This is a genomic window from Spirosoma agri, from assembly GCF_010747415.1.
Classification (GTDB): domain Bacteria; phylum Bacteroidota; class Bacteroidia; order Cytophagales; family Spirosomataceae; genus Spirosoma; species Spirosoma agri.
Window position 1 is genome coordinate 1,670,899 of sequence record NZ_JAAGNZ010000001.1, and the last position, 18,425, is coordinate 1,689,323.

At 49.6% G+C, this 18,425-nt stretch carries 16 protein-coding genes; 10 read left to right on the forward strand and 6 right to left on the reverse strand.

Going from position 1 to position 18,425, the window contains the following annotated elements; all coding sequences use genetic code 11:
• The first annotated feature begins 135 nt into the window (after nucleotides 1-135).
• From GK091_RS06865 to GK091_RS06885, 5 genes are all read left to right on the forward strand, one after another.
• A complete protein-coding gene (locus GK091_RS06865; RefSeq protein WP_164035851.1) occupies nucleotides 136-1,281 on the forward strand; it encodes a Gfo/Idh/MocA family protein in 1,146 nt (381 codons plus the stop codon).
• Nucleotides 1,282-1,285: 4 nt separating this feature from the next.
• Nucleotides 1,286-1,726, forward strand: coding sequence for a four helix bundle protein (locus GK091_RS06870; RefSeq protein WP_317166279.1), 441 nt, complete (start codon nucleotides 1,286-1,288; stop codon nucleotides 1,724-1,726).
• Between the two features lie 105 nt (nucleotides 1,727-1,831).
• Complete coding sequence (locus GK091_RS06875; RefSeq protein WP_164035852.1) at nucleotides 1,832-2,884, forward strand: sugar phosphate isomerase/epimerase family protein; 1,053 nt, start codon at nucleotides 1,832-1,834, stop codon at nucleotides 2,882-2,884.
• Between the two features lie 83 nt (nucleotides 2,885-2,967).
• Nucleotides 2,968-3,513, forward strand: a complete 546-nt coding sequence (locus tag GK091_RS06880; RefSeq protein ID WP_164035853.1) for a hypothetical protein — start codon at nucleotides 2,968-2,970, stop codon at nucleotides 3,511-3,513.
• Between the two features lie 28 nt (nucleotides 3,514-3,541).
• Entirely contained in the window at nucleotides 3,542-3,745 is a 204-nt protein-coding gene (locus GK091_RS06885; RefSeq protein WP_164035854.1) for a hypothetical protein, read from the forward strand.
• A gap of 29 nt (nucleotides 3,746-3,774) precedes the next feature.
• On the opposite strand, the gene GK091_RS06890 is transcribed toward GK091_RS06885, so the two are convergent.
• A complete protein-coding gene (locus GK091_RS06890) occupies nucleotides 3,775-4,389 on the reverse strand; it encodes a Uma2 family endonuclease (protein ID WP_164035855.1) in 615 nt (204 codons plus the stop codon).
• Nucleotides 4,390-4,514: 125 nt separating this feature from the next.
• Nucleotides 4,515-6,947 carry an endonuclease MutS2 gene (locus GK091_RS06895; protein WP_164035856.1) on the reverse strand — a complete coding sequence of 811 codons (2,433 nt, stop codon included), beginning with the start codon at nucleotides 6,945-6,947 and terminating at the stop codon, nucleotides 4,515-4,517.
• 233 nt (nucleotides 6,948-7,180) lie between these two features.
• Here GK091_RS06895 and GK091_RS06900 point away from each other — a divergent pair, with 233 nt between their 5' ends.
• The 3 genes from GK091_RS06900 (at nucleotide 7,181) to GK091_RS06910 (ending at nucleotide 9,606) form a co-directional block, all read left to right on the forward strand.
• Nucleotides 7,181-7,486 carry a hypothetical protein gene (locus GK091_RS06900; RefSeq protein ID WP_164035857.1) on the forward strand — a complete coding sequence of 102 codons (306 nt, stop codon included), beginning with the start codon at nucleotides 7,181-7,183 and terminating at the stop codon, nucleotides 7,484-7,486.
• 207 nt (nucleotides 7,487-7,693) lie between these two features.
• The gene (locus tag GK091_RS06905) at nucleotides 7,694-8,635 is read left to right on the forward strand and encodes a polysaccharide deacetylase family protein (RefSeq protein WP_164035858.1); all 942 of its coding nucleotides are present in this window, start codon (nucleotides 7,694-7,696) and stop codon (nucleotides 8,633-8,635) included.
• Nucleotides 8,636-8,751: 116 nt separating this feature from the next.
• A complete protein-coding gene (locus tag GK091_RS06910; protein ID WP_164035859.1) occupies nucleotides 8,752-9,606 on the forward strand; it encodes a polysaccharide deacetylase family protein in 855 nt (284 codons plus the stop codon).
• 68 nt (nucleotides 9,607-9,674) lie between these two features.
• Here GK091_RS06910 and GK091_RS06915 read toward each other — a convergent pair whose 3' ends face one another.
• The 3 genes from GK091_RS06915 to GK091_RS06925 form a co-directional block, all read right to left on the reverse strand.
• Nucleotides 9,675-10,514 carry a ThuA domain-containing protein gene (locus GK091_RS06915; protein ID WP_212592944.1) on the reverse strand — a complete coding sequence of 280 codons (840 nt, stop codon included), beginning with the start codon at nucleotides 10,512-10,514 and terminating at the stop codon, nucleotides 9,675-9,677.
• Nucleotides 10,515-10,638: 124 nt separating this feature from the next.
• Complete coding sequence (locus GK091_RS06920) at nucleotides 10,639-11,664, reverse strand: sugar phosphate isomerase/epimerase family protein (RefSeq protein WP_164035860.1); 1,026 nt, start codon at nucleotides 11,662-11,664, stop codon at nucleotides 10,639-10,641.
• Between the two features lie 47 nt (nucleotides 11,665-11,711).
• Nucleotides 11,712-14,507 (reverse strand): PQQ-dependent sugar dehydrogenase, encoded by a 2,796-nt coding sequence (locus GK091_RS06925; protein WP_170312630.1) that lies wholly within the window; start codon nucleotides 14,505-14,507, stop codon nucleotides 11,712-11,714.
• An 87-nt stretch (nucleotides 14,508-14,594) separates the two neighbouring features.
• Here GK091_RS06925 and GK091_RS06930 point away from each other — a divergent pair, with 87 nt between their 5' ends.
• Nucleotides 14,595-15,368 (forward strand): NUDIX hydrolase, encoded by a 774-nt coding sequence (locus GK091_RS06930; RefSeq protein ID WP_164035861.1) that lies wholly within the window; start codon nucleotides 14,595-14,597, stop codon nucleotides 15,366-15,368.
• A gap of 870 nt (nucleotides 15,369-16,238) precedes the next feature.
• On the forward strand, nucleotides 16,239-17,198 hold the full coding sequence (locus GK091_RS06935; RefSeq protein WP_164035862.1) for an ABC transporter substrate-binding protein: 960 nt from the start codon (nucleotides 16,239-16,241) through the stop codon (nucleotides 17,196-17,198).
• A gap of 53 nt (nucleotides 17,199-17,251) precedes the next feature.
• On the opposite strand, the gene moaA is transcribed toward GK091_RS06935, so the two are convergent.
• Entirely contained in the window at nucleotides 17,252-18,232 is a 981-nt protein-coding gene (gene moaA / locus GK091_RS06940) for a GTP 3',8-cyclase MoaA (RefSeq protein ID WP_164035863.1), read from the reverse strand.
• Nucleotides 18,233-18,425 lie beyond the last annotated feature (193 nt).

Sequence of the window (18,425 nt, forward strand, 5' to 3'; positions counted from 1 at the left end):
CCGTAAACCAGTGAGCGACTGAAATAAAGAGTGAATGAGCGAAAAAGTAAGAGAGCGATTGCTGCGAAATCACTTCGCTCATTCATTCGTTTACGCTTTCGCTCCTTGTAACGCTCTTTCGCTCGTTTAACCCTTATGCAAAAAATCAACATCGGTGTTGTTGGCACCGGATTTATCGGCCCCGCACACATCGAGGCTCTCCGTCGCTTACCCAATACGAATGTCCTTGCTCTTTGCGAGGTTACGACTGAACTAGCCCGGCAGAAAGCAGATCAACTTGGCATCGAACGGTCCTGTACTTTCGACGAATTGCTTAAGATGGACGACATTAAGGTAGTTCATATCTGTACGCCTAACTTTCTGCACTATTCGCAGTCGAAAGCGGCCCTGCTGGCGGGAAAGCACGTTGTCTGCGAGAAACCACTGGCGAAAGATCTTCACGAGGCCGAAGAATTGGTGCAGTTAGCAAAGGAAACCGGGCTGGTCAACGCGGTTCATTTCAACCTGCGGTATTACCCGCTGGTTCGGCAGATGAAGGTGATGCGGGAACGGGACGAACTGGGCGATGTTTATTCTATTATCGGTTCATATCTACAGGACTGGCTTTTCTACGATACTGATTACAACTGGCGTCTCGAACCGGATAAGTCGGGCGATTCACGGGCGATTGCCGATATTGGTTCTCACCTGATGGATAGTCTGGAATACATTACGGGGCTGAAAACCGTAGCCGTAATGGCCGACTTCAACACAGTGCATAAGGTGCGGAAGAAGCCGCTTAAACCCGTTGAAACCTACTCGGGTAAGATGCTCCAACCGGAAGATTACGCCGATGTTCCCATCAATACCGAAGATCATGCCAACGTGTTGCTGCGTTTCGACAATGGTAACCGGGGTGTCATTACAGTGTCGCAGGTCGCAGCTGGTCGTAAAAACCAGATGAAACTGGAAATTGCCGGATCGAAGAAAACGTTTGCCTGGAACTCCGAAGCGCCCAACGAAATGTGGATCGGTAACCGCGACGGGGCCAATGAGTCGTTCCTGCGTGATCCTTCGCTGGCGCACCCCGAAGCACGGTCGGTCATTAGTTTCCCCGGCGGTCACAACGAAGGGTTCCCGGATACATCGAAGCAGTTATTTAAGGAGGTGTACGACGCGATCACGGCCGGGAAACAGCCCGAAAACCCGACCTACCCAACCTTTGCCGACGGCTACCGCGAGCTGCTCATCTGCGAAAAAATCCTGGAATCTAACCGCAAACAAGCGTGGGTGGAAATTTAAAAGAGTGAAAGAGCAACAGAGCGAATGGGCTATGGATGAACCAGACGACAACTTAGTAGGTGAAGCATTTGTCAATTACACGAATCATACGAAAGGCCAGTTTCTGGATGATATCGAACGTCGTCTAAAACAATTTATGATTCGTTGCGTAAATGTGTATCGCATATTGTCGAAGGCATATGATGCTCAGCATTTCGGGCGTCAACTTATACGATCGTCGTCATCAGCGGCTGCAAATTTCCGGGCTGTTCGCCGAGCAAGAAGTCAGAAGGAATATTTTGCCAAGCTCAGTATAACCATCGAAGAACTGGACGAATCGCTATTCTGGCTCGAAACACTCATATTTACCAATCATGTTCCTGAGAGTCGACTAAAAGATTTGATGGATGAAGGATATCAAATTTTAAAAATTTTAGCCAAATCACGAAAAACAGTGAGCGACTGAAAAAAGAAGTGAAAGAGTAGATGAGGGAAAAAGAAAAGAAACAGACAGTAGTTGGCTTTGGAATTTTCACTCATTTACTCTCTCACTCTTTCGCTTTTCAAAAATATGAAAACAATGAAAGGGCCTGGAATTTTTCTGGCGCAGTTCTTAGGGGATACTGAACCATTTAATTCGCTCGAATCCATTGCCAGGTACATGGCCGATCTGGGTTACAAAGGTGTTCAGATTCCAACCTGGGATCCGCGCATGATCGACCTGAAACAGGCATCTGAGAGTAAAACCTATTGCGACGACTACGCGGGTAAGCTTAAGGAAATAGGTGTCGAAGTAACCGAACTCGCCACGCATTTACAGGGACAGCTGGTCGCGGTTCATCCGGCTTATGGCCCTATGTTCGATGGTTTCGGACCCGCTGAGCTGGCCGGTAAGCCGAAAGAGCAGCAAGCCTGGGCGGTTGATCAACTGTTAATGACGGCCAAGGCCAGTAAAAATCTTGGCCTGAAAGCGAGCCCTACGTTCTCGGGCGCGCTGCTGTGGCCGTTTATCTATCCGTGGCCGCAACGTCCGGCAGGGTTGGTAGAAACCGGTTTCAAGGAACTGGCCGATCGCTGGCTGCCCATTCTGAATGCTTACGACGAAGCGGGTATCGACCTTGCTTATGAACTGCACCCCGGCGAAGATCTGCACGATGGCGTGACGTTCGAAATGTTTCTTGAGCACGTCAATAACCACCCACGGGCGGGTATCAACTACGACCCAAGTCATTTCGTGTTACAACAACTCGACTATCTTCAGTTCATCGATTTCTACCACGAGCGGATTTACGCCTACCACGTCAAGGATGCTGAATTCAACCCGACGGGCAAACAGGGCGTGTATGGCGGCTATCAAGGCTGGGTTGAGCGGGCCGGACGTTTCCGTTCGCTGGGCGACGGACAGGTCGACTTCTCCGGTATTTTCTCGAAACTGGCGCAGTACGACTACGACCGTTGGGCGGTGCTAGAATGGGAGTGTGCCTTAAAGCATCCGGAACAGGGAGCCGCCGAAGGTGCGCCGTTCATTGACAGTCACATCATTCGCGTCACCGAACGGGCTTTCGACGATTTCGCCGGAACCGGTGCCGACGAAGCCTTCAATAAGAAAGTGCTGGGATTGTAAAAGCCATTTAGTTGTCATAGAAGCGTGGTGCCGGGTTTGATCGCTCGGCACCATTTTTTTGAACAAAGCTAGAAGAAAGAAAGATGATTGACCTGAAAGAAATTCAACATAATTTGCTGCGACACCTTGAGGAGATAACAGCCTCTCTTCGTAACGCTGAACTGCCTACTACTTGTAAGACGCATACTATAAATGGCTCGCAGATCAGAGAATCAACGTCCGTCGAACAACTATCGCAACAGTTGCCGAAGAAAGGAAACCATATTTACTGGATTGAAGTCAGTAGGCCAGACATACTATTGACGCAGTTCAAAGAAAAGCCATCAGCGGTCAGTTACAAATGTGCAAGAGACAACCAAAGTGCGGACAGCCAGTATGTATATGTGGGTAGTTGTACAAAGACAAAATTAGGAAATCGATTCAAACAGCATTTTGGCTGGGGGAATGATCAAACGTATGCCCTACACTTAGCGAAGTGGATTAGTAATGACGACTTAATTTTTACGTTTTCTTACGTTGAGATTGAAAACGATTTATTAGTTCAGTACCTTGAAGATCAGATGCACAAAGAGCTAAAACCGATGTTTGGGAAACCAGGCGGCAATAATAAAGTTAAAGGATTAAGCTAATTGATAGTCATTACGTAACGTTAAAATTATGGCAGGTCAAGGATCGGGTGGTAACGTCTTAGCCGCCCTTTGCAGTTTCTTTATTCCGGGTTTAGGTCAGTTGTTGCAAGGACGGCTCCTGATGGCTATTCTACAGTTTATCCTGGCCGGAGCGCTTTGGTTTTTTCTGATGGGATGGGTGATTCACCTATGGTCTATTATTGATGCCGCCCGGTACAAACCTTCCAGCTAGATGAGAACCCTTTTTGGAGTGGCTTTTTATCAAAACTCAATCCCTTCTTCTGCTAACAACGCGGCCAGATTTAGCACGACATCATCGATAACAGGTACATTAGCATCCCAGTTTTGCGTAAGCCAAGGTGAATTGTGAGTGGCAACGAATATCTTTTTTGGCTGCGTGGTAATCCAAATAACCGTTTCGACGCCAAAAGCCAGCAGGCGTTCCGTTTTCTCGTAGACGTAGCCCGATTCTTTCCCTTCAAACTCTTCGGGCTCAATATGTACGTCTACCTCAATGGCAATTTTTGGGGCAATATCGAAATATTTATTCGTTAGTGTGAGATTAGCTGACCTATTGAAGATGGCAATGTCATTCGATAAATTACTGTGCTTGTCGATATGAATTCCTGATTCGTTCGTTGCCAACAAGTATTGTTTTCGATTGATATGCGTAAATAAAAAGCCATGTATCAACGATACAAGCATGGCCTGTAATGAGCTACTTCCTATAATTTCGGCGGGTTTTTTCTGGCCGTTCAATACGGCCTTGTAGTTACGGTAGTATAAAGGCCGTCCGTTGAGTGTCTCGTAGATCAGGTACGAGGGCACACCCGCTTTTTTTCGCTTCTTCGGTGCTGTGGCTACGGTTACTGACATGACGCTGTCGGTTAGATTTATAGGAGGACAATACTACGCATTTTACCCGATGAATTTATGGCAAAAGCCCCTTGTTCAGAAGCCTAGTGGCGTTGAACAAGGGGACCTGCGCGAAAGCAATTGACTTACTTCATCTTCACGATCGTCACGCCCGCACCACCCCGGTCGGCGTGTTCGTCTTCCATTTTGCCAACCTGTTTGTAGCCGCGTAAATGGTTACGAATGAGCGTACGAAGAATACCATCGCCTTTGCCGTGAACGATGCGCAGTTCCGGGTAGCCGAGCATGAGCGCATCATCGACAAAACGATCAACTTCACCGAGAGCTTCTTCACCCCGCTTGCCCCGAATGTCGAGGTTGAAGCTAAAGTTCTGCATCTTCTCGTTTATGTCGATACCCTGACTGCGCGGCCGGTCATCTCTCGCTTCGGTAGCTTCTTTAAACGTCTTCTTACTAACCTTTTCGAGCCGGTTAAGCTTGACGTTCGACTTCAGATCACCAATCCGGATCTCAGCATCTTTGCCTCGTAGCGACAGAATCTGACCGATCGCGTTCTGCCCCGAAATGCGCACATAACTACCAACCGCAATGGCGCTGTTATCTGCTTCAAATTCCTCTTCGGCCTGTTTTGGCTTCTCGACAACCAGCGTTTCCGGCTTAAGTTCCTTGTCTTCAAACCGCTCTAACTCCTGCCGAATCTGCCGGGTCGGTTCACGCTCCGCTTTATTTTCTTTGATCTCACGGATGGTGCTTTCGATTCGCTGATTCGCTTCCTGTACCAACGCTTTCGCCTTCTGTTTGGCGTTGTTGATCAGCAGCTTCTGTTCGTTGTCCAGACGTGTTTTCAACGCTGTATATTCGGCCAGTTGCTGCGCCAGTTTACGCTGGTTGATGCTTACCTCCAGATTCTTTTCCGAGAAAACCCGTTTCTCGATATCCAGCTCCTTGAGCAATTTCTCGAAGTTGACCTGTTGCGTGCCCAACTTCTCTTTGGCCCGATCGATGACCCCTTTCGGTAGGCCGATTTTCTGCGCAATTTCAAAAGCGAACGAGCTACCCGGCCGGCCAATTTCCAGCTGATACAGTGGTTCAAGGTGTTCACCGTCGAAGCGCATAGCCCCGTTGATGAGCCCGGCTGTTTTATCGGCAAACACTTTCAGGTTCGTATAGTGCGTATTGATGACACCGTAAGCGCCCGACTTATTAAGCTCTTCCAGAATTGACTCCGCAATAGCGCCACCCAAACCCGGCTCTGTCCCTGTTCCGAACTCGTCGATCAGAAACAGCGTCCGCTTGTTCGAGCCAATCACGAACTGTTTCATGGCCGTCAGGTGCGACGAATACGTACTCAGATCATTTTCCAGCGACTGCTCGTCGCCAATGTCGATAAACAAGTTCTGAAAAATACCCATTTCAGCATAGTCTGCCATCGGAACCAACAGACCGCATTGCAGCATATACTGAATCAATCCAATGGTTTTCAACGCTACCGATTTTCCACCCGCGTTTGGGCCGGAGATAATCAGGATGCGGTTTTTCTCATCGAGCCGAACGCTCAACGGCACTACTGACTTCTGCTGCTTCTGAAACGACAGATGCAGTAACGGATGGCGGGCATTCGTCCAGTCGACTAATGGCTTTTCGCTGAGTTTCGGCATAATAGCCTCCAGCTGAACGGCGAGTTTGGCCTTTGCGCGGATAAAATCGATCTGAGCCAGAAAATTGATCGCTCGTCTCAACTCGTCGAGGTGCGGCCGAATCTGGTCCGTCAGGGCTAACAGGATGCGGTAAATCTCGCGCCGTTCTTCGTATTCCAGTTCGCGGATTTCGTTGTTGGCGTCGAAGACTTCGGCAGGTTCCAGAAAGACCGTCTGGCCCGTCTGCGACTCATCGTGAACGAAGCCTTTGATCTTGCGTTTGTGCTCAGCCGCAATCGGAATAACGAGTCGCCCACCGCGAATGGTCAGGCTCAGGTCGTCGGGAATCCAGCCATTTTGCCGGGCCTGACGCAAAATACTGTCGAGCCGTTTACGTAGATTGGCCTGTTCGCTGATAATACGCCGACGGATGCTGGCCAATTCGGGCGAGGCCGAATCACGAACCAGCCCCCGGTCATCGATGACGCGTTCGAGAGCATCGGTCAGTTTTTTGTCGACCGCAATCGGACCCGCCAGCTCGCGCAGAAAGGGAAAGCTACGGTCGGCACGAACACTTGCTTCTTCGCGCTTCGCCAGAAATTTAAGACAGTCCTGGATGGTCCGTAGCGCCAGTTTCAGGTCGAAAAATTCGGCTTCTGTCAGGGCCAGTCCTTCAACGCGGACGCGATTTAGGTGGGGCCGAACGTCGATGTAATTACTACTCGGAAAATCGGGTTCGTATTGAACGATCTGTTTGAACTCGTCGGTCTGACGCAGCAATTTGTCGATCAGCGGCCCATTGTCCGTAAAGCGAATCTTTTCAACATAGTCCTGACCCAGCTGACTGACACAAGCGTCTTTGAGCCGTTCGCGTATGGTGTCAAAACCTAATTTTTGTTCTAGTGTATTGGGGTAAAGCATTTAATCAGAGAGAGGGCGTTTCAGATAGCCATTTATATAACGTTTTTACGAAAAGGGAGGTTCGTTCTACAAATACCATTCATCAAATGTGACGAGCGATCTTAATCCAAAGTCATAACGCATATTGGTCTTGGCCAGGCTTTTGCAGCGTATTTTCTTTTAATTCAAGATTAATAGGTCGGAATACATAAGGGAGTATTTTTGCTCATCGATTTACTACACATTCACTTGACATGAACAATTATTTAGTGGTTTATTATAACGCCGATAAACCCACATACGTCTATACCGAAACCGTTGAAACGGCCCGCATTTATGCCATGACGATGACGGCAGGTAAACAGAACGACAAGAACGATGTACTGTCGATCGTTGAAGTAGCTACGGACAATATCGTTTATTACGGCAAGGGCCAACAACTGGCCGATAAACTAAATGTGGCTACCCGTCAGAACCTGATGACCTGGTTTTCCGACCATCAGCCCGTTAAAATGCTGTTGAACTGGATTGGTCACAAAATGGTCAAATCAACGGTTTAGGCGTACAATTACTTACTGATCTTTGGTTACCCGGTTCAACGACACAACCCGTCAGACAAGGCGACGGGTAACGGGCAAGGCTACGCTACAGCAGGGATAGTGTAGCCTTTTTGTTTGGTACCATTGCATTAAATTTCGCGGGCTGATTGAAAAAAACGACGATAGGCCGAACACTTTTCTGTATGTTTGGGGACATACTAGATGATTATGTTTACCCGTAAATTCGTTCCCTTTGCAGCGGCTATCTGTTTGTCTGCTTTAGTTACCAATGGGTTGATCGGCTGCCAGTCCAAGGGCTCCGATACGACTGAGACCACCAAAACGACGGCTGCCGATGCGCCCAAAGCCGACAAATCGGCTGAGTCTACGGCAGCATCAACACCCGATCCAGCGTCGAGCCCCGCCGATAAACCGTCCAACGCTCCCGTTGCTAACGCAGCGACGATTCTGGCCCGGCATCAGGTTCCCATTCTTTGTTATCACCAGATTCGCGATTGGCGGGCCAGCGATTCCAAAACGGCCAAAGATTACATCATTCCTGTAGCGGCTTTTCGTGAGCAAATGAAAATGCTGGCCGACAGCGGCTATCATACCGTATCGCCCGACCAGCTTTACGCGTACCTGACCACGGGTGCAGCCCTGCCCAAGAAGCCCGTTATGCTGACCTTCGACGATGGCGACCTCGATCAATACACGGTTGCGGCTCCTGAACTCGAAAAGCACGGTTTCAAAGGTGCGTTCTTTATCATGACGGTGGCTATCGGCCGACATGGCAAGCAGCCGTACATGGACAAGACACAAATCAAAGATCTCTCGGACCGGGGGCACACAATCGGCGCACATACCTGGGATCACCACAATGTGAAGAAATACCAGGGTGAGGACTGGAAAATTCAGATCGAAGAACCCAAAACGAAACTGGAAGCGATTATTGGTAAACCCGTTAAATACTTCGCTTATCCGTTTGGTCTCTGGAATAAGCAGGCGCTGCCCGAACTACAAAAACGCGGTTATGCCGCTGCATTTACGCTGGCCGACAAACGCGACGATCAAATGCCGCTTTACACGGTTCGGCGCATCATTGCGGGTGGTCAGTGGAAGACGACGACCATGTATCGGAATATGATTCAGAGCTTCGATGATAAGTAATCGTCGTTTTTAGATCAAACGCAGAAAGCGGCCATGTAGCCGCTTTCTGCGTTTTCGTGCTTTGCGAATCGGGGATTTACTAGTTTTAGCTAAACAAATTTAATCGCTTCCTGCTGATGAATCGAAACGTCTTATTGATACTGCTCTGGGTGATTCTGACACCTGTTTTCGCGCAGGTAAATCCTCCTCGGCTGCTCGTTCGTGGGGACGATATGGGGTATTCGCACGCGGGTAATGAAGCAATTCTGAAATGCTACAAGAATGGGATCGAGAAGTCGATTGAAGTCCTTGTGCCGTCGCCCTGGTTTCCGGAGGCGGTTATCATGCTGGAACAAATCCCTGATGCCGATATGGGCATTCATTTAACCCTGACGAGTGAATGGGACAACCTCAAATGGCGACCACTTACGGACTGCCCCAGTCTGCGCGATGCCGATGGTTATTTCTTTCCCATGCTGTTTCCGAATAAAAACTACCCCAAACGGTCGGTGGTGGAAAATGATTGGCAACTGGCTGATATCGAAAAAGAATTTCGCGCGCAGATCGAACTGGGCCTTAAGAAAATTCCCCGCGTGAGCCACTTTTCTGGCCATATGGGCTGCACCAGTCTAAACGATGAAGTGAAAGCACTAGTCAGCAGACTAGCGCAGGAATACCATATCCGGCATTATGACATGAGCCTTCGGGACGCTGGCGTTATGGTTGCGGGTTACGCAGGGGCTCACGCGACATCCGACGAAAAACTGCAAAGTTTTATGAAGATGCTCGATAGTCTGGAACCCGGAAAAACATACATTTTCGTGGATCATCCCGGACTTGATACCCCAGAAATACGCGCCATTCATCATATCGGTTATGAGAACGTCGCTATTGATCGGCAGGGCGTAACCGACGTGTGGACCGACCCGCGCGTTAAAGCATACATCAAGACGAAAGGCATTCAACTGATCGGCTATAACAACCTGCCCTAATATAAATCTCATCGTCCCTTAGATCCTAAAGCCCCGATTCTTGCCACAAGGATCGGAGCTTTAGCGCATTAATCGAAACGGCCCGCCCATTCGATACCAGCAACAATGTGCGGCATCGCATTGGGGTCGGTGAATGTTTCGTTCGTGTGTCCCATGCCTGTGTAGAATACGCGGCCTTTGCCGACAACATTCGTCCACGAAATTGGGTGATCACCGCCCATAGCTTTGGGCCAGGTGGCCTTATACGTTGCTTCATTTAGCGTTAACAACACTTGGATGCTGTCTTTGCCGCGCACACTTTGTTTGAAGTTGTACCACTCATCCACTTTGCGCCAGGTAGCGGGCAAATGCTTCGTTGTTGGGTGCGTCCGAATGTCGGTGATTACTTCGGCTTCTGGGGTATGCTCGGGGTAGAGTGGGTGATCGCGGAAGTGGGTGCCGAGCATATGGTCGTACCAATCCCAGCTGTATTCAGTATCGGAGGCCGCGTGAATGCCTACATAGCCACCCCCATTTTCGATAAACTTCTCGAACGCCTTTTCCTGATCTGAAGTCAGAATGTCGCCCGTAGTGGACAGAAAGACGACCGTTTTGAAACGACGCAGGTAATCATCATTGAAGAATGCGCCATTTTCGGTAGTGCGCACAGCCCAGCCTTTTTCTTTCCCTACCTTTTTTAGCGATTCGATGCCCGGCTCGATGGATTCATGGCGGAAGCCGTTGGTCTTTGAGAAGATCAAGACGCCTTTCTCGCCAACCTGACCCGGATCGGCTGGTCGAGTAGTGTCGAATACGGGTTTTTGCCAGGGCAGCGTCCGGGTTATATACATGCCGAACACGACGAAACCGCCAGCCAGCAGTACGAGACCGAGTACGACGCTCAACAGGATTTTAATGACTTTACGCATGGTTTAAGGTTGATCTAAATGGGGTGGAAGAAAGGTGTTCAAGGGAGGAGAATCACGGGAGATCATACGCCGTATCTTCAAGATACGGCGTATGATCTCCCGTGATTCTCCTCCCTTGATTAGCTTAAGCAAGTTTAGTACGAACGCGTTCGAGCAGGGTTTTTGTAGCGCGGATGCCTTCGTTGGTAGGTAGGTAGCCGCCGTCTGGCTTGTACATGGCCATGATGCCTCCTTCATATTCGATGCCGACGTATCCGGTAAAACCAGCGTCTTTTATGATTTTGAACATCTGCATGAAATCGGTTTCGGTCTCGTTGCCATTCGCGTCGAACTTATGCGTTTTGGCGCTGATCCCTTTGGCGTAGGGCATCATCTTCTTCACCCCCTCGTAGCGATCGTATTCCTTGATGCATTTGGTACCCATAATGCCCTTGATATCGTTCGTTTCGGGTTTGCTGCGTTGGGTGCAGAAGTTACCAAAATCGGGTAATACGCCTGCATTGGGCATATTGACCTGCTTCATGATACCAATCAACCAGTCAACGTTGGTTGAATTGCCAAAGTGATTTTCGACAATTACGTTCATCGTCGACTTGGCCGCGTATTCCAGTAATTTATGGTAACCGTCGGCGGCTGCTTTAGCCGCTTCGTCAGCCGGATCATCGGCTACGCCCGTCATAGCTTTGGTGGTATCGCCCAGATTGACGCGAATGGCCGTACAACCCAAAAACTTGGCAGCATCGACCCAGGGATAGTGCGCTTCAACGGCCTGGTTGCGTTTGGCCGTATCCAGATCGGCAATGTTCGCTCCATCAACCATGACAAGGTTGTTTTTCATGCCGAGGTCGTCGGTTCGCTGTTTGAGTTCTTTCAGGTACGTCTGGTCGGTGTGCTTATCGTTGAAGAACATGGACACGTATTCGAGCACGTTGACGCCGAACTCATTTTTGGTTCTGGCCGGAAAGTCCATGTTGGTCATTTTGCCGGATAGTAGTTCGCCCGCGAACGAGAACTCGGCCATCGAGATGTCGAATGAAAATTTCTTAGGTGCCATTTCAGCCAGTAACTCAGTTGAAAAAGTGGAGGCCAGCCCCATGCCAGCGGCTGTCAGACCGAGTTGGTTTAGGAAGGTGCGACGAGATTGTGTCATGATGGATTAGAAAAACCCTCTCCACCAGGGAGAGGGGCGGGGTGAAATCAGTTGGAAAATTGAACGGTAACCGGTACGAACAATGGTGCTTTACCCGCTTTTTCGTTCTGAAAAACGAAGTACACATCATGTTGGCCGGTAATGGGTTTGATGGTTACCTTCGCCATACTGGGTTTGAACATATCGGCAGAATCTTTACTTTCGCTGGGTACAATGTCGTCGGTTTGTCCCAGCAACTGGCCTGTTGGCGAATCAGCGCGAATTTCGATACGCCCGCCAACGGCAGAGAGTTGCGCTTTGGGAACCGCTACGGCAAACTCCATGGTACGGATTCCCGTCAGATCAAGTTTGTTGAACTGAACGTGCGTGCCAGCCGCCATCACAATAACTAGCGGGTAGGGCTGAGTACCCATTTTAAATAGTGTTATTCCTTTGGATTGAACATTGCTGGTACCCATAGCTACCAGCGGATTCCGCAAAACGACCGCCTGTTCGTTCGTTTGCGCGGGGAGTCCGTTCGCTCCTCTGTCCTTGTACGATGCCTGTAAAACCAGATCGCCCTGTTTATCTTTCTCGGGTGTGTAAATTCCTTGTGTCGGTAGGGTTGGGCTGGCGATTTTTTTGTCCGAGAGGGTAAGAATATACTTGACAATCTCGCCCGCGTCGGGTGAACTGAGTTGCGGATGGGCCGTCATGATGGCGTCGCCCCATACACCGCCACCGCCTTTTATGATCTTGTTCGACAGACTGGCCACGGCGTTTGCGTCACTTTTATAGCGTTTTGCCACGTCGATAAAGGAAGGTCCAACCGACTTTTTGTCCGTAAAATGACACGCTTTACAGTCACTTTTATCCATTAATATCTTTCCTGTACCGAGATAGGTCGCTTCCGAAAATTTATGACCGGATGCGGCTTCGCTCGTATTCTGCGCGCTGGCTTCGTCCTGGTAGTTAGCCCGCACCAAGACCTGTCTGGCCGCAATACGCCCATTGGCCAAACTACCATCTTCCTTATCCGTTACATTGACCTGGTAGGCAATCGGTTCACCGGGAAAGTAGAAGCTTTTGTTGCCTTTCTGCACGTTGAGCGTAACGACGGGCGGTTGATTCCCTGCCATGATGTCTACCTCCCGCGAGTCACTCAGTCCATGTGCGTCCGTTACGGTCAGAATCGCTTTGTACTGGCCTGGTTTTTGAAACGTGAACGTTGGATTGGGTTCGGTTAGAACCGTTGGCTGACCCGCTGTTGGGCCACTGCCCGTACGGCTAAAAATTTTCCATTGGTAGGTCATGGCGTCGCCGTCAAAATCTTTTGTACCTGTCGATGAGAGGTTTACTTTCAGCGGAACAGCACCTGCTTTCTGGCTGGACGCAATCTGTACCATTGGTTTGCGGTTTCCGGCATTAAACTCGATTTTTACCAGTCGCGAGTCGTCATTTTTGAGGAACCAACCCGTACCGTATTCAAGCACGTAGAGGTCGCCATTCGGCCCGAATGCCATATCGATTGGGTGGCTAAACGGCATATTGGGTAGGAAGCGTTCCATGTTGGTCATGTCACCTTTGCTATCAAAATTAACGGCCAGAATCATGTCGCGCATCCATTCGTACATGAACACTTTGCCGTTGTAATAGTCTGGAAAAGGCCGCTTTGCTCCGTTGAAGTCGTCTTTGTAATACGTCGGCCCCGCCATCGCGCTGCGGCCTCCACTGCCCATCAGCGGGAATTTCTTCGTCTCGGCAGCCGTGTAGGCGATCAGCGCAGGCATGGCAGGAGGGAGGCTCTGCAAGCCCGTATTGTTGGGTGAATTGTTGACCGGGTGAGCCGGATCAAATTTGGCCCCAGACTTGTTCGTCGAAAAATCAAGATCGTTGTAGGCTTTGTTATCGCCCACGAAGTAAGGCCAGCCGAAATTGCCGGGTTTTTTGGCCTGATTGTATTCGTCTTCGGCGGTTGGACCAACGCCCACCGAATCCGTTCCCGCATCAGGGCCAACATCACCCCAATACACGAATCCGGTTCGTTTGTCGACTGAGATCCGGTACGGGTTGCGGTGGCCCATTGTGTAAATTTCCGGGCGGGTTTTAGGTGTTCCTTTCGGGAATAGATTGCCTTCCGGGATGGTATACGTTCCGTCGGGTTCGGGGTGAATGCGCAGAATTTTACCGCGCAGGTCGTTCGTGTTGGCCGATGACTTCTGAGCATCCCAGGGACCACGGTCGGGTCGCTCGTCGATGGGTGCGTACAAGGTGGCGCGGGGGCTGGTGTTATCGCCGGTCGACAGGTAGAGATTGCCATCCCGATCCCAATCAATCGAGCCACCCGTATGACAGCACTGTTCGCGCTGGGTGACTACGTCCAGCAAGACTTTTTTGGAGGAGAGAACCAGCTCATCGCCCCGAAGTTCGTAACGGGTCAGAATGTTCTTTTGCTCATCGCCTGCTGGCGAATAATACAGGTAAACCCAATGGTTTTTGGCAAAGTTAGGATCAATATTGACGCCCAGCAGGCCATCTTCAGCTTCGGTTTCGTGGCCTTCCTTATCTTTATACTTCGTACTGACCGGAATGGTGGCGATCGTTTTAAGCTGCTTGGTCGTTGGCGAATACAGGCGGACATCGCCGTGACGCTCGACGAGCAACACCCGTTCATCGGGCAGAATGGCCATCTCGAGCGGCTCGTTGAGTTTTTCGGCCAATACGACTTTCGTAAATCGATTCTCGTCGGGTAACTTGCCGTCATCCAGCAGTGGTTTGGCCGAATAAGCCCAGAGCCCAATAGTGCCGATGCTCAGGATTGCTACCAGTTGGTAAGGTTTGACTGTGAAGTAACTGCGTTTCATTATCAATGCGTAGTTTCAACACAATAATACCATTTTTTGGCTTAATGTGTATGTGATACACACTATATATATTTTTAGTTTTTCGTTATGGAGTACAAAAAAAAGGTGCAGCAGCTGATTGTCGATCTAAAGACGAACTACCTGCTGTCGGTATCAATTGACTGTGTTATCTTCGGTTTTCACGCGGGCCAGTTGAAAGTGTTGTTGCTGCGCTGGAAGGAAACGGACGACTGGTGTTTGCCGGGGGGACGAATTTTACACGAGGAAAATATGGATGAGGCCGCCCATCGGAGCCTGCGCGAACGCACGGGTCTGCACGAGATATTTCTGCAGCAGTTTCATACTTTTGGCGACGTTCTGCGGTACAAGAATTTCAGCCAGCAGGAGACGTTGCTTAAACTGGGTTTGCCTGATGATGCGCTGCATGAGTTTATCAATCGGGATGTATCGGTCGGGTATTACGCGCTGGTTGAGTTTGCCGAAGTGACGCCCACCCCCGATTTTTTCACGGACGAATGTCGCTGGTGGGATGTCGATCAGATTCCGCTGCTGCTGTTCGATCATAACGACATGATTGTGCTGGCCCTGAAAACCCTTCGTCGTCAACTGACATACCAGCCTATTGGCTATAATCTGTTGCCTGACAAGTTTACGATGCCTGATTTACAACAGCTTTACGAAACGATTCTGGGGCAATCGCTCGACCGCCGAAATTTTCAGAAGCGAATGCTGGGCTACGGCATTCTGGAACGGCTGGAAGAGCGAAAGACGGGTGGTGCCCACAAAGCACCGTACCTCTACAGGTTCAATAAAGAGAACTACGAAAAAGCACTGGCCGACGAAATTCTGTTTGTGGGCTAACTGATCTGATTGTTGCAAAAGGCAAAAAGGCGTCATGTGAGTTTAGTACATGTGATTCTTTTGACTAGTCTTGCTTTGAAAACACTATAAAAAGCCTGACCTAATCTTGACATTTACGACAGACACGACACGTCTATAACATGCAACCTAAGTACCTTTCTGTTATAATTTTGTCAGCTCTACTTTGTTTGGCAGGATGCGGTGAATACCATCATGTAGGTTCAATCATAGTGTCGTTCCCTGATCGGATTTCGGCGGAAAATAAAGCTTTGACCTGTTTACTGGATGACTATGATGATATGCCCGGTGACACGTTTAGGAAAGTGTCCTACAGCTATGTTAAGGATAAGCGTGTGATAAGAAATGCGATCTGGTACCACAAGAGGAATGCAAGATTAGCCATAGAATATGATATACACAGTGGCTATTGCTGTATGTGGAAAGGGGTAACTAAGTCAAAACTAACCCAATTGGTAAAGATGGAGAAAGGAATATTGCAGGCTGATTCTCTGGCAGAACCCGATCCTGTTGGCTATCGGGGAGATTTTTTAAAAACGAGTATAGAATGAAAATGCAGACGTATTGATTGTTGACTCTTCCCGACGGATTTTTTAGCAATATCAGGTCGGCTTCTCCTGAAAAAAGCTGAACGGTGACTGCTGCATGAGAAGATGTACGTTTCTTCGCTGAACTTAATCGCCTAAACAAAGCAGCGGAGAGAGATACGGTATCAATCGACTTTTGCAATAGCAACCGACCTTTTGTCCACCCGAATTTGTTATGGCTGTATACTAGCTGCTATTACCAAACGTTTGCAAAAAACCTTCTAACGGTAGGATGGTTAACTAAGCCGCAACAGTACCTAACACAATGAATACACAGATTCGTGTGGCGCTTGATCGAACGCCTAACACCAACCACACCGGATTTTACGTTGCTCTGGCCAATGGATCCTATAAAGAGGCCGGGCTCGATGTTGAGTTTATTTCTCCGGATCAGGATGATTACCAGTTGATGCCCGCCCGTCGACTGGCACAGAACAAGTGTGAATTAGCGATTACGCCCTCCGAAAGCGTGATCAGTTACCAGACCAATGGTACGCCCTTGATCGCCGTAGCAACCGTACTGGCCCGCGATATCAGCGCGATCGTGACCCTGCGGGATAGCGGCATTGAGCGACCACAGCAATTAGACGGAAAAGTGTATGCGTCGTATGGCGCGCGGTACGAGGAAGATATTATTCGTCAGCTGATTCAGAACGACGAGGGACGGGGTCAATTCGTATCGCACAAATCGAGCTGGTCAGGTATCTGGAAATCCTTACTGACGCGTGAGGTCGATGCCGCTTGGTTCTGGCTAACCTGGGAAGGTGTCCGCGCTGATATTGAGGGTGTTGACCTGAACCAGTTTCTATTTGACGATTACGACATTCCGTATGGTTACAATCCATTGTTAACCGCTCATAAGGACTGGGTCGATACCAATCCGGATGCGTTACGCCGGTTTCTGAATGCAACCGCTGCCGGTTTTCGCTTTGCCGTCAAAAAACCTGACGAAGCGGCCCGTATGCTGATCAAAACGGCCAATCATCCGGCGCTAATCAGTAAAAACTTCGTAGAACAAAGCCAGCAAATGGTCTCATGCTATTACCTGGACGGTGAAGGAAACTGGGGATACATGCACCGGAGTGTGTGGTTGTCCTTCGTGAACTGGATGATTCGCAACCGCATGCTAACCGATCGAACCGGTGAACTGATTCAGCAAATGGACCCCGATACGCTGTTCACCAATGAGTTCCTGGAAAACGTTTCTGCAACTATTCGTCTTTGACGTAGACCTCGTATGAGGATTCCGGCGCAGGGAAGTGCGCCGGAGATTATCCGTTAACCGCCAATGGTGGACATCGACTCAGTCACGGTATCGCGGCTTTGTTCAGCCTCAAAACCTGTAGCGGGCCGATGAGCGAATGCCTGCAGGAAAGCCGCCGTCAATTCATCGTCCGATGCACCGGCACGCAGTAAGGCGCGAACATCCAGCACGCCGTTATCGTACAGACACGTTTTGAGCGTTCCCTGCGCCGTTAACCGGATGCGGTTGCAGGTTCCGCAGAATGTCCGGCTGAAGGCGGCAATGACGCCGAGCGTGCCCTGATGGCCCGGAACCTGATACGTTGCCGATGTTGAAAAAGGCGGGTCAGGTAATTTTTGCAAATCGGGATAATGAGCGCGAATTTCGTCTACGATCCGTCGATGTGTCCAATGCAACACAGGGTAGTGGCTACCCTCCCCGTTGAATGGCATTTCTTCGATAAACCGCACATCGACGGGGAGCGTCCGGGTCATGTCGACCAGCGGAATAATATCCTGCGTGTTCTGACCGTCCATGACAACCGCGTTGATTTTCGTTTGAATACCAGCCGTCAGCAGCGCATCGAGCGTATTCATGACCGCCGGTAACTCATCCCGACGGGTGATCTGCCGGAACCGTTCGCGATCCAGCGTATCCAGACTCAGGTTAACAGAGCGAACGCCAAGTGCGGCTAAATCGGCTACGTGTGGGGCCGTCAGCACGCCGTTCGTCGTTAGCGAAATATCATTAAGTCCATTGATTTCCGCCAGCCGGTGCAGAAAATCCATTAAGCCTGTCCGCACGAACGGTTCTCCACCCGTAATGCGAACTTTCTGAACGCCCAGCCGTGCCAGCACACGGACAAGCCGCTCCATCTCTTCGTACGTAAGCAATTGATGCTTTGGTAGGTACTTGATACCTACTTCGGGCATGCAGTAAAAGCACCGCAGATTACAGCGGTCTGTAACAGCGAGCCTGAGGTAGGAGATGGGGCGGTTGTGATTGTCGTAAATCATACAGATAATAGACCAACACAAAAATAGCGGTTTTGATTACAGTGATTAGCCAACGACCATCGGTAATTTATTGTATTACCAGCTTAGTCTTCCAGAGTAGGATAGCTGGTACGCATTTGCTTAACGGGTTGCCTTAACCAGGATTAAAATTTTAAGTAAAAATACAGGCCAACCGGACGAGAATAGGATTTGT